The following is a 12,894-nucleotide window of genomic DNA, read 5'->3' as shown; positions in this document are numbered from 1 at the left end:
GAGCGTCCGCTTCGCGATCTGGGAGCAGATCACCGGCACCGCCGGCCTGCCCGCCACGGCCTGAGCGCGGAGCCGGAACCCGACCCCAGCACGCCGACGCCCCACCAAGCGCCAACACCCTCGACAACGTGACAACGCCCTTCGACGCGGTCTTCGCAGCCGACGACATCGAGGCCCTGAGGACCGCGCCGCGGGCTCCTCGGATGAACGCGCACTGCGAACGGGGCATCGGAACCCTGCGGCGCGAAGCCCTCGACTACCTGTTGATCTGGAACGAGGCCCACGCCCGGCAGGTCCTGGACAGCTACGCCCGGCACTACAACCACCATCGCCCGCATCAGGGCCGGGGACAGCTTGCTCCCCTCGCTCAGGCGCACCCTGCGGCCGCGACCGACCTGACCGCGCGCCGACTCCTTCGCACCCGAGTATTCGGCGGTGTCATCAACGAGTACAGATATGCAGCCTGACCAGCGGCGACGAGTTTCCGAACGGCACAAGGCATCACAACTTACCCAACCCGTGCGGCCCTTCTCACGTCACGGGCCGATCGCGATCGGCGCCATTTCTCGGGTACGGCCCGCTGGGCTCAGGCAGCCGGACCCGCGCCTGCCGCCCGCCGCCGTCTCCCGCTGGTTCGGCGGCCACCGCCCCGGGCGCGACACCATGCCGAGCGCTGTCGTCGCCGCCGGTACCACCGCCGCCACGGCCCGTCCCGGATTGCCCATGATGTCTCCTCCTCGCGATCTGTTACGCAGGAGACGCTACGGGCGGGGACGGACCGCGGCGGTCATGCCTGGGGGCCAACCAGCCCCTGAATACCCGGGTATGACACCCCTACGGGCTACCGCCCGCTTCTTTGGGGCGGTAGGCCTCCAGCCCCGCGCCCGGGGTCAGTTGTTGTTGTTGACCTTGGTGTAGGCGGCACTGTAGCCGGTGGGGCAGTAGAGGGTGTCGGAGCCGTCGCCCGTGTGCCAGCGGCCGTTGACGGTCACCTGGGCGCCGTTAACGGTGTTGCTGTTGCAGACCAGGACGAGTTGCCAGCTGTTCTTGGGAGGGGTGGTCTGGCAGCTGACGGAGCCCCAGTTGCTGCCCTGGGACATGAAACAGAAGGACGTTGCCGAGGCGGAGGGGGCGGTCATCACTCCGGCGGCCACGAAGAGGGCGGCTCCGGTGCCGAGGACTGCGATGCGACGACGCATGACGTGCTCCTGTCGATGGTCTGGAGCAAGTGTGCGCCAGCATGTCGAAGATGTGAACGCCTGTAAACGTACGCGTCACATTTGACTGAAACCGATCGCTCAGTTCCGGTTGCGGAGAAGCGGCTGCCGTGACTGCCGAATGCCGCTTTCACCACGCACGCCGGTCACGCGCATGCCCGTCACGCGCGCCCGTTACGGCCTTCCGGAACGCTGAGCTCCCGGCGGGCCGGCGAGCGCTTGTGCATCTCGTCCGGGTGCGCCTTCTGGACGCGCTGACGCCTGCGGGCGGAGTCGGCACGTCGTCCCTGGGTCATGGGTGTGGTGGTCATGCGCTCCGGTCCGGACGGATGTCGGGGAGGGGCTGGCGAAGGCGGGGGTCCCGAAGACCACGACGGGACTGGACGCGAACAAGCGGACGCCGGGCCGCAAGCGGGGACTGGCCGTCGACGTGCTGGGGCTGATCATCGGCTTGGTCGTCCTGGCCGCCTCCGCCCACGACAACGCCGCCGGCACGGCCCTGCTCGACCAGGCCGCCGAGCGGTGCGGGATACGCCTGGAGAAGGCCCTGGTGGACCAGGGCCTCAAGGACGAGGTCATCATCCACGGCGCCCTGCTGGACATCACCGTCGAGGTCGTCCGCCGCAACCCCGACGACCAGGGCAAAGGCTTCGTCCCACAGCCCAAGCGGTGGGTGGTCGAGCAGGTCAACGGCACGTTGATGCTGCACCGGCGTCTGGCCCGCGAATACGACCACCGGCCCGACAACTCCGCCTCACGCGTCTACTGGGCCTCCACCGCGAACATGACCCGCCGCCTCACCACACCCGCCCCCACCTGGCGCGACACCCTCCAGGCGGCCGCGTGAACAGCACCGAACTCCTGGCCGCTCTCCAGGCCCAACAGGACGAGGCCACCGCCCGGGCCAGCGAACTACGCGACCAGATCGAGCACCTCGCCGCCGCTCTCACCGAGGCCGAAGCACGTCTCGCGGAGCTGACCATCGCCCGGAAGGTCATCTGCGAACTTGCGCCGGGCGGAGCCGAACCCGATCCGCCCGAACAAGCCACCGCGTACCAGGCCATCGTGAACGCCTTCAACCAGCACCCCGACCAGGCGTTCCGGGTCCGCGAACTGCACGAACTCCTCAGTATGCCTACCGACGACCCAGCCCTGAACGTCACCCGAAGCCGCCTCGGACGCCTCACCCGCCAAGGCTTCCTCACTCAACCCGGACGAGGCCGTTACGAGAAACGGACTTAACGCCCGCTCAGGGCGACCGGATCCCCGCGGTGCCGGTCGCGGTCGAGATGAGTCTGGTTCCCAGGGCGGTGGGGGTGTGCCGCACCGTGTTGGCCTGTCGAAGGCTGGTGACCAGGCCGGCGGCTCGCAGTGCGGCGACGTGTTCCGAGGCCGAGGCGCGGGAGATGGCAAGGCTCTCGGCGAGTTGCTTGGTGCTGTGACCGGCAGGGGATGCCAGGGCCTCCAGGACGGCCGCACGGGTGCGACCCAACAGGGTCGCCAAGGCTGTCGACGCACGTGGCCGGGCATCCAGTCGTGCGGCGACGAGGCTGTCGCTCTGCAGATTCCAGACAGGCGCGTACACGAGGATGGGGGTGCCCACCTCGTTGAGCAGTGCCCGGGGACGGGAGCCGCAGAAGATGTGGGCGGACAGGAGGAGCCCCCGCCCCTTCAGGTGGAAGTCGATCTGGCCTTGTCCGGGTGGGCTGGGGAGCTCCAGCACGGGTTCCTCCCAGCGCACCTGCGGGTGCAGGCCGGCCAGTACCGCACCGACGCCCAGGCGTGCCATGGTGTGCACCCGCCAGGCGCGGTCCGCGTCCAGTACGGCCCGCATGCGGTCGACGAACGGGGTTACCGCGATGTCGTAGTAGGCGGCCAGGGTGTCGGCCACCGCGTCCAGCGTTTCGCGGTCGCCGTCGGCCAGCAGCTGTGCCCAGGCGGGCAGGCGGTGATGGCTCGACAGACGGCGCAGTTCGGCCGCGAGACGCCTGCGCGGCGTGGCTCGTATCGCGTCGAACGCCCCTGTGGTGGGGGATGCCCGGTCGGGGCCTGGGGTGAGGAAGTCCGGGGCCCAGCCGGAGGCCGGTACCAGGGAGCCGAGCAGGGACGCCCGTGCGGGCAGCTGATTTCCGACGAGGCGCCGCCACGCGGAGAACCGTGGGCCCGAGCCACGACGGAGTGCTTGCAGACTCATCACGGCCTCACTTACCGGCAGCGAGCTGTTGTAGCCGAGCGTTACCCGCGCCAGATCTTCCGACGTGAAGTGGATTCGCAACATAAAGCCCCCAGTGTCCGCATTCTTGGGCGTGGCACGCGCTGACCAGGGACATTCGGCTATAGCCGACGGTCTTTGTCGAGATCATGCTCGGTCAAAGACGATGTGTCCGACACGATCCGAGGTCGATCAGTTCGATTGACTCTTCCAAGGGGGAACACATGCGCAAGCCGACAACCCTGTCCGCGCTGGCCGTCGCGGCCACCGCCGTGACCCTTATGGCGGCGGCCCCCAGCCACGCCGCCGAAGCACCGGAACACAGCGCCCGACAGGGCACGGTCCGCATCCAGCACCCGGCCGACGCTCAGGTACTCGCCGGCTGGCTCGGCACCTGCTACGTGGAGAGGACGTCCACCCGGGCCGGTGGCTGGTGCGACGGCAACGGCCCCAACTGGAACTACCGCGGCTGGGTTCTGTGTTCCAACGGCAAGGAGTACGTGGGTCCCTGGAAGTGGGCCGGCGACCGCACCAAGTCCTATGCCAACTGCCCCAGCGGCAGCACCTCGCGAGACGGCGGCCTCGACGTCGCCTACTTCTGACCCACCCTAGACACACGAAAAACCGGGTCGGACGCACTGTCCGTCTGGGTTCCGCGCGGAGCCGTCTTTCGGGTAGCCCATCTCCGGGCTGCCCGAAAGGGCGGGCAGACACCCAGCATTGTGCGACATCCCAAGAGTTCTCCTGGGTGTTGTCACGTTGTTGGGTGCGTGGCTGTCTGATGGTGCGTCGGGGCGTGATGGGCACGCCGACAGGGCGTGTTCAGACCGTGGTGGGCTGGCCGGCAGCGCGGGTGATCTGATCCCAGATGGCGAAGCGGATGGTCATCTCAGCTCGGTAGCCGGAGGCCGCCATCAGGTGGCGGCGGGGTCGGAAGTGGGGTGAGATCCCGCTGAACGCGGACAGGAACCGCTGGGCCGCGCCGACACTGCGGAAGCCCTTCATCGCCCGTTCACGCTGCCGGGTCGGCTGGTGGCTGTTCTCCGCCTGGTTGTTCGGATACTTCGACCGCCGGTGCTCGACGGAGGGCATGACCTCGCGGTGGGCGGCGCCGTAGGAGCGGAGCTTGTCGGTGACGATCACCCGCGGCACCGCACCCGTGTTCTTCAGCAGACGACGGAAGAATCGCCTGGCCGCGGCGGTGTCACGGCGGTTTTGTACGAGGATGTCGAGCACCATCCCGTTCTGGTCAACGGCCCGCCAACGGCGGTTCTTCCTCCGCCAGGTGAAGAACGACCGGGGCCGTGACGTCCCGCTGTGGTCGACGCTGTGGGACGACTCCGGCCGCGGCGGGTACCCGCCCGTCGCCCTGGTCTTCACGAAGGACGTCGGCGCGCAGGCCCGGATGAACCGCATCAAGACCATCCGCGACCTGTCCCGCACCTGCTGGCAGCCTCGCTGGCAGAACCCACACGGCTGGTCCCCCAGGGACACCGAGGAAGACGGCTGGTGGGACCACGCCGGCACCGTCCCCGTCATCGCCACCCACCTCGACCAGCTCCGCACCCACGGCCCCCACGGACCCGTCTGGTGGCGCTTCGGCCACAGCGACTGGCAGCCGATCACCGACGCCCTCACCAACACCGGCACACAGGAGGAGTACCACGCCCGCCAGGACCGGCACCGACAGGAGCAGGAAGCGGCCCGTGCCGTGGAGGACCAGCGGCGGCGCGAGGAACCGGCCCGGTGGGAAGCCACCTGGGAGTGCCCGTCCTGCCAGAGCGATGTCGAGCCGGGCACCGTGGGCCCGGCCGGGTACCGCCCCGCGGAGGGCGGGCTGTGCCCGGCCTGCGAACACACCCGCCGTGAAGAGGTGCAGCAGCGCGTTGCCGCTGAAGACATGGCCAGCACAAATGGCATCCTTGCCCGCCTGAAGGCCCGTGCCGAAGGGCGGTAACCGGAGTCAGCGCGGCAGCGTGCCGATCAATGGTCGGACAGCCAACAGCCCAAGAGATACGCCCCCTCGGGCTCGGTGTGTCCCGATCCTGGCGAAGATGCCCGAGTCCGCGCCGCTGATCGGCCTCGGGGCAGGCAAGAAGAAGGTCTCCGTCGACTTGGACCACGACTCCCCCCACGTCCTGATCTCCGCAGGCACCGGCGGAGGCAAGGCGACCATCCTGCGCGCCATCTGCTGCCAGTTCATCCACAACGGCGCGCACGCGTTCGTCCTGGACTTCAAGCGGATCTCCCACACCTGGGCCCGCGGTGTGCCCGGCGTCACCTACTGCCGGGACATAGCTGAGATCCACGAGGCCCTGATCCGGCTCGCGCAGGAAGGCCGGCGCCGGCTCGCGCTCGCGGAGCAGCTGGCCGACGACGTCCTCGAGCGCGAGCCGTGGCGGGTCGGCCCGAGGACCGTGATCTTCCTCGAAGAGGTCAACGCAACCATGGCGCAGCTCAAGCGGTACGGGAGAACCGCGACACCGTTCTCGCTGCCGCGGAGGCGGGCGGGATCGGCGAGGCCTCCACCTTGGCCGTCGGCGGCGCGGCGTACGGGCTGCTGACGCGCAAGCGTCGCGAGCCGCTCTGAGAAGGGGCAGTGTAGAAGCATGTTCAGGCGGCGCTTTGCCGGCATGAGGCAGCCGTGGCGGTCGTTGGTGATCCCCATTGCGCTCATTGTGGTGATCACGGTTGTGGACGCCGTGCTCCCGGTCGACATTGTCCTCAGTCCGCTGCTGGTGATTGCGCCCGCGATCGCCGCGTGGTTCGGTGCCGGGCCTTGGGCGACGGGCGGCATCGGCGCCCTGGCGGTGGTGGCCCAGGGGTTCATCGGCTGGCACTTCGGCGTGCCCGTCTCGCGGAACTCGCTGGTGCAGGCGCTCTCAATAGCACTGCTGTCGGCGCTGGTCGTGCTCTTCTGCGTGGTACGCGATCGGCGCAGCCGCGTACTGGCCCAGGTCCGGTCGGTGGCCGAGGCCGCTCAGCACGTCCTGCTGTGGCCGTTGCCGAGCAGGCTCGGCCCGCTGCAGCTCGCCTGCCTGTACCTGGCCGCCGAGGACCAAGCAGAGATCGGCGGCGACCTGTACGCCGCGGCCCGCACCGACAGCGCAGCCCGGGTGATGATCGGCGACGTGCGGGGCAAGGGCCTGCCCGCCATCGGTGAGGCAGCCATCCTGCTCGGCGCCTTCCGCGAGGCCGCCCACCAGCACGCCTCCCTGCCCGCCCTGGCCGCCGCCCTGGAGCGGAGCGTTACCCGCTACCTGGCCGGCTTCGAACCGGAGGACGAGGCGGGAGAACGCTTCGTCACCGTGCTTTTGCTGGAGATCCCCGACGAGGAGCCCGTCACCCGGATGACCAGCTGCGGCCACCCCGCACCCCTGCTGCTCGGCCCGGGCAACACCGTGATCGTCCCGGACCTGCACCCCGCACCCCCGCTGGGCGTCGGCATGACGGACCCCGGCGACTACACCCTCGACGTGCTGCCCTTCGGTTCCGGGCACACCCTGCTCCTCTACACCGACGGCGTCATAGAGGCCCGCGACCGCGACGGCACCTTCTACCCGTTCGCGGAACGCGCCGCCCATTGGACCCACTGCACTCCCGAGGCCCTGCTGCACCACATCGAGCGGGATCTGGCCGCCCACACCGGCGGAGGCCTCGGCGATGATGTCGCCCTCATCGCCATCCGCCACGCGCCCACGGACACCCCAGCCATCGCCGGGGGAGAGATTGTCCACGCGAAGCCGGAGAAGGCCGCGAAGAGAGCCCCGGCCCGGAAGTCCAAGGCGAGCAATACACCTAGGTCACAAGCGCCACCAGCTGATGCTGTCTGTTTATGAAAGTTCACAATCCGCGTTGAACTCAGCCTGGGAGGGGGAAGCCAACAGTATGGCGAGGCGACAGAGGAACCCAGGTTTAGGCGGAAACCGCACCCACCCCCGTCGGCGGCGAACGCCAGCAAGAGGCGCCGACGAGGTGGGTGGCCGTTGGGTAAGGAGGGCTACCGGTGCGTTCACCTTTCTCGCGCTCGTCGCTGACATCCCCGTTGCGGCCGCTCTGCCCATGTTCCCTGGCTGGAGTGGAGGAGTAGGGGACGGGCGGGATGGGCGGTACGGCCGCGGCCAGGGACCGGGGGCGTTCGGCCGGTTGCGCGGCGGCCGGGCCCGCCGCGCCGCACCCGCCGTCGCCCGGCGGCCGGGGCCGGGACGGAAGTCGCCGGCGCCCCGGTGCTGTCCTTCGGGTGCTGAGCCCCGCCAAGGGGCGGCTCTACAACGTCTCGTGTCCGGGCGCCGGCCGGGAGCTGGAGGGCGGCACGGTGTTCTCCGCGACAGGCCCGGCCGGGGGCGGCGTCGACGTCCAGGCGCTGGCCCAGCGGGCGGTGGAGAACCTGCGCCTGGAGGGCGCGGACATCGGCATTGCGCCCAAGCCGTCCGGTGTCGGCGTTGTCGGGATGCCGGTCTGGATCTGGAACAAGCCCGGCCCGACCCGCACCGGCCCGGCCACCGCGTCCGCGTCGGCGGGCGGCGTGACGGTCACTGCCAGGGCCAAGGTGCGCAAGGTGGTGTACGGGATGGGTGACGGCAGTGATCCGGTCGTCTGCACCGCTCCGGGCACGCCGTACGCGGCGGAGTACGGCAAGCGGATGTCGCCGGACTGCGGGCACCGCTACACCGCGCCCAGCTCGACCGTGGACGGCGGCCGGTACAGGGTGACTGCGACCACCACGTGGGACGTGGAGTGGGCCGGAGCGGGCCAGACAGGAACGATCACCACCACCCGAGACGCGTCAACCTCGGTAGAGATCCGGGAAGTCCAAGTTCTCAACTAGGCCGTGTGGAAGCGCGCGCGGAGTCCGGCACGAACAGGCTCAACCGGTAAGTGGTCGGCTGCGTCAGTCGCCCGCAGAGCGTGTCGATCCGGGTCATCGCCCAGTCGATCCGCCCCTCCGCGGCATGCAGACGGCGGAGGTGCGCCCGCCACTCCGACTCGTCCTGCGTCTCGAGGAGCACTTCCCAGCGGCCCGCGTCCGGAGAGGTGCGGGCGGCAGCCTGGCGTCCCGCGTCCTGTTGCTGGCGTCTCCTCTTCCGCTGTCCTGGCACCGGCTCAGCATCGCGGGCTCGCGCCACAGCAGCAAGGCCATTTCCCCATCCTGAAACCTGCGCTCGCCGATCATTTGACAGATAGGCTCTAGCTAGACCTGTCCGGCCGATCATGAGGGTTTCGGGGAAGCGTGTGGACGCGCAGCGCGACCATGTCATGATCACGCGGGCGTCCGGCGTGGGTCCGGTGCGCAGGGAGGGACCGTGAAGTTCTACGTCGCCGTACCTGTTGTTCTGTTGGCGTTGCTCATCGCCGCCTCCGGCGTAGCGGGGATTACGCGTGGCTGGGTGCTTCCCACGAACCGGCGGCCGGTCCACCGCCCTCGCCTCTATGGGTGGGGCCAGTTGGTGGTTGCCTTCGCCCTGTGCTGGCAGCAGGTCTGTTTCTGGGTGCTCAGCGACCCTGATATTCGCCAGTGGGGGTCGCTGAGCGGCAGCGTGCTGCTGCTGACCGGCCTCATCGTGATGATGTTGAGTTATCGCAAGGGTGGTAATCGGCAGGGCAGTGGCACGCCCTGAGCGAGGTGTCCTGTTAGCCTTGATCTTTCGTGATTGGTCGTCAGCTTCGACTGGCGGCCAATTCGTCGTTGTGGAGTGTGTGCGGGCATGCAGGGGACCCGATCGTCGCATCGGGTGGGCGCCGGGTTCCACGGTTCCGGTCGGTGGCTCTTCTGCTTGTCGGGGCGGGTCGTTGCTGGTCAGTCTGGGTTCGGGAGGGTGTCGAGCCGTCTGATCGCGTCTGTGATCACGTCGGTCCATGGCCAGTGTCCGGCGAATCAGCTCAGCCGGAGCAGCTCCGCCTGGTACCGGGCCACTTCTGCGGTCTGCTCGGCGGAGTAGCCGGGGCTGTCCGGCTTCCCGGACCGGTAGGTGCTGTGGAGCTGCTTGTCGGCCTCCCACCCGGGCATCGGCGCAGCAGCACCGCAGGCACGGACAGCAACGCCCGGGTGGCCCGGTACAGGATCGAGATGATCACGGGGTGCAGCATCCCAGCCACCACCGAGGGCCTTGCACGCGGGCTCCCACCAGCAACGATGACTTTACGAGCCCCACACGCTCTGGGCTACCTGGCGCACTGCCACCCGGCGCTTGCCACGCCGCTGATGGTCGCCATGGGCGGCGCGGCCGTCCTCGCGGCCTGCATCGTTCCCATCGCCATCCGATGACTGGGCAAGCCCGCCCCGCGTGGGCAAGCCGGGCTTGCCCACGACTGGGCAAGCCGCGCCCCGTCGCTCCGTCGCCCGGTCCGGCTGGTGGGGCGACGGGAGCCGGCTGTGTTCTGACGTGCACCAGAAATCGAACACGTGCTCTAATTCGGGTATGGAGCCCATCACCTTCCCCCAGGACCTGGTGCAGGCCCAGCACGACTGGATCCGCACCTATGAAGCACTCGCCCAACCTCACCCCCGCCGCCTCACTGCACTGCGCCGACGACTGCTCCACCTGTCGGACTACCTCTGGCGGCATCCCTTCTTCATGACATTCGAGGGCAGCACCGCGGCCGCTCGGGTCGAGCTGCGACGTCTGGCGCGCGAGCAGGAACACGGGGTGCGAGCAGCGTGAGCGCGGATCGACTCACTGCCTGGCAGGAGTCCGTCCTCCGGGCCATCAGGGACGCCATAGCGGACACCGGCGACGCGCCTACGATTCGCGAGATCGGCCGCCGCGTTGGGTTGTCCAGCGCTGGCTCGGCCGCCTGGAGAAGCTCGGCTTGATCAGCCGCAATGGACGGCACTGGCGCTCCTGCCGACTCACCGGATAGCGACCGGAGTAGACCGGCCCCTTCGGGAGTTGACCGCGGCCGTTTCTGCCGTTGCCGCCTGCGCGCCGAAACCCGCCGCTCTCCCCACAGTCACTGCCAGAACCCCGACCTTGCTGGCGGGGTCCTCGCTGAGCCCGGATCCACCGGCTTGATGCCTGTGGATAGTTCTTCCGGAAACGAAGAAGTGCCTTGTGACCTGCGATGATGGGGTTTCTCTAGAACCACATCAGGCACGATCAGCAAGGCACTTCCGAGATGCAATCTTCCCATGCCGCAGCGGCGGTCTCATCCGCGTTCGACGACCCGAACCTGATCGCGTACGGCGGGCTGGAGCCGGTGGTGCGGCTGGCCGAGCGGTGCGGTCTGCCCACGCTGGCCGGGGAACACATTCGTCTGCCGGCCTCGAAGGACGGCACGGGCGCTTTCCCCGCGGCGAAAGTGATGTCGCTGGTGGGCGGCATGGCCGCGGGCGCCGACAGCATCGAAGACATGGACCGGCTGCGGCACGGCGCGATGGGCCGCCTGTTCTCCGGGGTACGGGCCCCGTCCACGCTGGGGTCGTTCCTGCGCTCCTTCACCCACGGGCACGTGAAGCAACTGCACGCCGTGGCGCGCCGGTTCCTGCCCGAACTGGCCCGTCACACCCCACTGCTGCCCGGCGCGGACCAGGCCGCATACGTGGACATCGATGACACCATCCGCCGCACCTACGGCTACGCCAAGCAGGGAGCCGGCTACGGATACAGCAAGGTCAAGGGGCTGAACGCGCTGCTCGTCAAGGTGTCGGCCGACGTCGACACGCTGACTCTCACGGTCGGCTCGGACTGGCGGACAGGGGCGACGTACCCGAAGCAGGCAGCCGGGGACGGCGACCCGCTGGAAGGGACCGAGGCGATCAACGGGTCCCAGACAGATGCCTGCATGGACGTCTACTGGCCCTACCGTCAGATGTAGCGGCTCCGCCCCCGTTCGAATGGTTCGCCCGCCCCCGAGGTCGAAGCGATTCCCAAGAAAGTTGCTATGTTGCGCAGTTGTGGTGCGTGCCGCGGCCAGAAGCCCACGGCACGCATCACGGCAAACCATGGCGATCATCACAGACGCTCGTCTTGTCGTCACAGCGCACACCTAGGCATCATCCCTGATGACTGATCACATGTCTTCAGGAAGGCAACTGTGCGAATGCAGAACATGCGCATCGGCAAGAAGCTCGCTGGTACCAGCGCTATTCTCGCTCTGGTCGCGGGCGGCATGGTCGCAACATCCGGAACCGCGTACGCTGCGGGTGGCTACAACGGAGCCTGCGGCTCGGGGTACAGCGTCATCGACTCGATGAAGGTCGGATACGGCGACAAGAGTGCTGGCACGACCTACCTGACGTACAACTCGTCCAACGGCTACAACTGCGCCGTGACGGTCAACAACACGAGTTCGACGATGTACATCAAGGTCTCGCTGCAAAAGTCCACGAACGGCACGTGGAAAGACGATGCAGGTTTCTACCGCTCCTACGCGGGACCGGTATATGTGTACGCAGCGAACAGCTGCGTTGACTGGGGTGGTTTCATCTCCGCCGACAAGGCCCCCATCACAGACCTCAAGTGGCATGATCACTGTGGCTGAGAGGCTGTATTTCTTTCGATCGTGAGTGCGGTGTGATCGAAAGTGGGGTCTGGGGTGGGTGAACTCGGTCTCGCGGGCGCATGAAGACAGGGCCCCTTGCGTATCTCGGAGTTGTTGAAGCAACGAGGTACTCAGGAGGCCCTGATGTCGCAGTTGTACGCGCTCGCGTCGGCGGGGTCCAGTTCGTTCGTCTCGTCGTGTGACTGTCTCGCGCACAGGTTCGGTAACGCGGCCGACCAGCGCGATCGGGTCCGGTTCTACGGCACGGACATGACGGACGCCGAGTGGCAGCGGATCCGTCCGTTGCTGCCGGTGCCGGCGTGGATGGAGGGGCGGGGCGGGCAGCCTGAGGGGTACTGCCACCGGCAGATGCTGGACGCGGTCTTCTACGTGGTCGACAACGGGATCAAGTGGCGGGCGATGCCGGTCGACTTCCCCGCCTGGGACCGGGTCTACGCCTTCTTCCGGCGCTGGCGAGAGAAGGGACTGATCGCCGAACTCCACGACCGGCTGTGATGATCTGCGAGTTTTTGTCGTCGGTGGTTCGGCGTTGTGATGTCAGTGAGTGAGTAGCGGGCTCTTTGCTGTTCAGTGGGTTGTCGTGGGTGGCTCGACTGCTGTCATGGATGCCGATCTGGTGCTGACGTTTTTGGTGATGGTGCGGGTCAGTTGGTTGCCGGTCGGTATGGCGCGGGGTGTGTTGTCGCTGGTCGGGGCTGTGGTGGCAGGGGCTGGGTGCCGATGGTTGGGGATGGTGTCGCCTTCTACGGTGTGAGCTTCAGGTGGTGACGGAACGCAACGCCGCCCGCCGGATCGAGGCTGTGGCGGAGGCTGCCGACGACTACGCCCGGCTGACGCCGGGCCAGCGCTCCGCCCGCCGCGTCTGAGCGTGCCGATTATTACGTCCGTGCAGGTCACCCCGCCGACGGCGATGATCGCCGTCTGCGGCAGGATCGGTCGTCGTGCTGCTTCGCCTGGCCTATC

General features: G+C 68.2%; 21 protein-coding genes and 2 pseudogenes. 16 read left to right on the top strand and 7 right to left on the bottom strand.

The genetic code is table 11. The features are described 5' to 3' along the window. Positions 1-128: 128 nt before the first annotated feature. Positions 129-467 carry an integrase core domain-containing protein gene (locus ACNPQM_RS41820; protein ID WP_418088092.1) on the top strand — a complete coding sequence of 113 codons (339 nt, stop codon included), beginning with the start codon at positions 129-131 and terminating at the stop codon, positions 465-467. A 69-nt stretch (positions 468-536) separates the two neighbouring features. Here the strand turns inward: ACNPQM_RS41820 and ACNPQM_RS41815 are convergent, their stop codons facing one another. The 3 genes from ACNPQM_RS41815 to ACNPQM_RS41805 form a co-directional block, all read right to left on the bottom strand. Next, on the bottom strand, positions 537-725 hold the full coding sequence (locus ACNPQM_RS41815) for a hypothetical protein (protein WP_418088091.1): 189 nt from the start codon (positions 723-725) through the stop codon (positions 537-539). A gap of 165 nt (positions 726-890) precedes the next feature. Further along, positions 891-1,199: a hypothetical protein gene (locus ACNPQM_RS41810; protein ID WP_418088090.1), complete on the bottom strand. Its 309-nt coding sequence runs from the start codon at positions 1,197-1,199 to the stop codon at positions 891-893. A 179-nt stretch (positions 1,200-1,378) separates the two neighbouring features. Beyond that, a complete protein-coding gene (locus ACNPQM_RS41805; RefSeq protein ID WP_418088089.1) occupies positions 1,379-1,528 on the bottom strand; it encodes a hypothetical protein in 150 nt (49 codons plus the stop codon). A gap of 41 nt (positions 1,529-1,569) precedes the next feature. On the opposite strand from ACNPQM_RS41805, the pseudogene ACNPQM_RS41800 reads away from it, so the two are divergent. Continuing rightward, a pseudogene (locus ACNPQM_RS41800) lies at positions 1,570-2,064 on the top strand (transposase); the annotation flags it as partial. Beyond that, positions 2,061-2,459, top strand: a complete 399-nt coding sequence (locus ACNPQM_RS41795; RefSeq protein WP_418088088.1) for a hypothetical protein — start codon at positions 2,061-2,063, stop codon at positions 2,457-2,459. The pseudogene ACNPQM_RS41800 and the gene ACNPQM_RS41795, both read left to right, overlap by 4 nt. Before the next feature lie 7 nt (positions 2,460-2,466). On the opposite strand, the gene ACNPQM_RS41790 is transcribed toward ACNPQM_RS41795, so the two are convergent. After that, the gene (locus tag ACNPQM_RS41790; protein ID WP_418088087.1) at positions 2,467-3,411 is read right to left on the bottom strand and encodes an ArsR/SmtB family transcription factor; all 945 of its coding nucleotides are present in this window, start codon (positions 3,409-3,411) and stop codon (positions 2,467-2,469) included. A gap of 242 nt (positions 3,412-3,653) precedes the next feature. Here ACNPQM_RS41790 and ACNPQM_RS41785 point away from each other — a divergent pair, with 242 nt between their 5' ends. Further along, the gene (locus tag ACNPQM_RS41785; protein WP_418088086.1) at positions 3,654-4,031 is read left to right on the top strand and encodes a hypothetical protein; all 378 of its coding nucleotides are present in this window, start codon (positions 3,654-3,656) and stop codon (positions 4,029-4,031) included. 220 nt (positions 4,032-4,251) lie between these two features. On the opposite strand, the pseudogene ACNPQM_RS41780 reads toward ACNPQM_RS41785, so the two are convergent. Further along, positions 4,252-4,707, bottom strand: a pseudogene (locus ACNPQM_RS41780) (IS6 family transposase); the annotation flags it as partial. Between ACNPQM_RS41780 and ACNPQM_RS41775 the strand changes: the two are divergent. The 4 genes from ACNPQM_RS41775 (at position 4,655) to ACNPQM_RS41760 (ending at position 8,257) form a co-directional block, all read left to right on the top strand. Next, entirely contained in the window at positions 4,655-5,386 is a 732-nt protein-coding gene (locus ACNPQM_RS41775) for a hypothetical protein (RefSeq protein WP_418088093.1), read from the top strand. The pseudogene ACNPQM_RS41780 and the gene ACNPQM_RS41775 overlap by 53 nt on opposite strands. A 97-nt stretch (positions 5,387-5,483) precedes the next feature. After that, entirely contained in the window at positions 5,484-5,993 is a 510-nt protein-coding gene (locus ACNPQM_RS41770; protein ID WP_418088085.1) for a helicase HerA domain-containing protein, read from the top strand. A gap of 69 nt (positions 5,994-6,062) precedes the next feature. After that, positions 6,063-7,268 carry a PP2C family protein-serine/threonine phosphatase gene (locus ACNPQM_RS41765; RefSeq protein ID WP_418088084.1) on the top strand — a complete coding sequence of 402 codons (1,206 nt, stop codon included), beginning with the start codon at positions 6,063-6,065 and terminating at the stop codon, positions 7,266-7,268. 401 nt (positions 7,269-7,669) lie between these two features. Further along, complete coding sequence (locus ACNPQM_RS41760) at positions 7,670-8,257, top strand: ATP/GTP-binding protein (RefSeq protein ID WP_418088083.1); 588 nt, start codon at positions 7,670-7,672, stop codon at positions 8,255-8,257. Here the strand turns inward: ACNPQM_RS41760 and ACNPQM_RS41755 are convergent. After that, entirely contained in the window at positions 8,250-8,528 is a 279-nt protein-coding gene (locus tag ACNPQM_RS41755; protein ID WP_418088082.1) for a hypothetical protein, read from the bottom strand. The genes ACNPQM_RS41760 and ACNPQM_RS41755 overlap by 8 nt on opposite strands. Before the next feature lie 204 nt (positions 8,529-8,732). Between ACNPQM_RS41755 and ACNPQM_RS41750 the strand changes: the two genes are divergently transcribed. Then, positions 8,733-9,047, top strand: a complete 315-nt coding sequence (locus ACNPQM_RS41750; protein WP_418088081.1) for a hypothetical protein — start codon at positions 8,733-8,735, stop codon at positions 9,045-9,047. 257 nt (positions 9,048-9,304) lie between these two features. Here ACNPQM_RS41750 and ACNPQM_RS41745 read toward each other — a convergent pair whose 3' ends face one another. Next, a complete protein-coding gene (locus ACNPQM_RS41745) occupies positions 9,305-9,436 on the bottom strand; it encodes a hypothetical protein (protein WP_418088080.1) in 132 nt (43 codons plus the stop codon). A gap of 126 nt (positions 9,437-9,562) precedes the next feature. Here ACNPQM_RS41745 and ACNPQM_RS41740 point away from each other — a divergent pair, with 126 nt between their 5' ends. The 7 genes from ACNPQM_RS41740 (at position 9,563) to ACNPQM_RS41710 (ending at position 12,685) form a co-directional block, all read left to right on the top strand. After that, a complete protein-coding gene (locus ACNPQM_RS41740) occupies positions 9,563-9,694 on the top strand; it encodes a hypothetical protein (RefSeq protein WP_418088079.1) in 132 nt (43 codons plus the stop codon). Positions 9,695-9,848: 154 nt separating this feature from the next. Continuing rightward, positions 9,849-10,091, top strand: coding sequence for a hypothetical protein (locus ACNPQM_RS41735; protein ID WP_418088078.1), 243 nt, complete (start codon positions 9,849-9,851; stop codon positions 10,089-10,091). Beyond that, a complete protein-coding gene (locus tag ACNPQM_RS41730; RefSeq protein WP_418088077.1) occupies positions 10,088-10,243 on the top strand; it encodes a hypothetical protein in 156 nt (51 codons plus the stop codon). The genes ACNPQM_RS41735 and ACNPQM_RS41730 overlap by 4 nt, the downstream gene beginning before the upstream one ends. A gap of 302 nt (positions 10,244-10,545) precedes the next feature. After that, a complete protein-coding gene (locus ACNPQM_RS41725; RefSeq protein ID WP_418088076.1) occupies positions 10,546-11,244 on the top strand; it encodes a hypothetical protein in 699 nt (232 codons plus the stop codon). Between the two features lie 234 nt (positions 11,245-11,478). Then, on the top strand, positions 11,479-11,910 hold the full coding sequence (locus ACNPQM_RS41720; protein ID WP_418088075.1) for a spore-associated protein A: 432 nt from the start codon (positions 11,479-11,481) through the stop codon (positions 11,908-11,910). Between the two features lie 144 nt (positions 11,911-12,054). Then, positions 12,055-12,426: a transposase gene (locus tag ACNPQM_RS41715; protein WP_418088074.1), complete on the top strand. Its 372-nt coding sequence runs from the start codon at positions 12,055-12,057 to the stop codon at positions 12,424-12,426. Between the two features lie 106 nt (positions 12,427-12,532). Beyond that, positions 12,533-12,685 carry a hypothetical protein gene (locus ACNPQM_RS41710; protein WP_418088073.1) on the top strand — a complete coding sequence of 51 codons (153 nt, stop codon included), beginning with the start codon at positions 12,533-12,535 and terminating at the stop codon, positions 12,683-12,685. Positions 12,686-12,894: the final 209 nt, after the last annotated feature.

Origin of the sequence: Streptomyces sp. NPDC056231 (genome assembly GCF_048270745.1) — a bacterium.
Lineage (GTDB): Bacteria > Actinomycetota > Actinomycetes > Streptomycetales > Streptomycetaceae > Streptomyces.
This window is presented reverse-complemented; position numbering and strand designations above follow the sequence as displayed.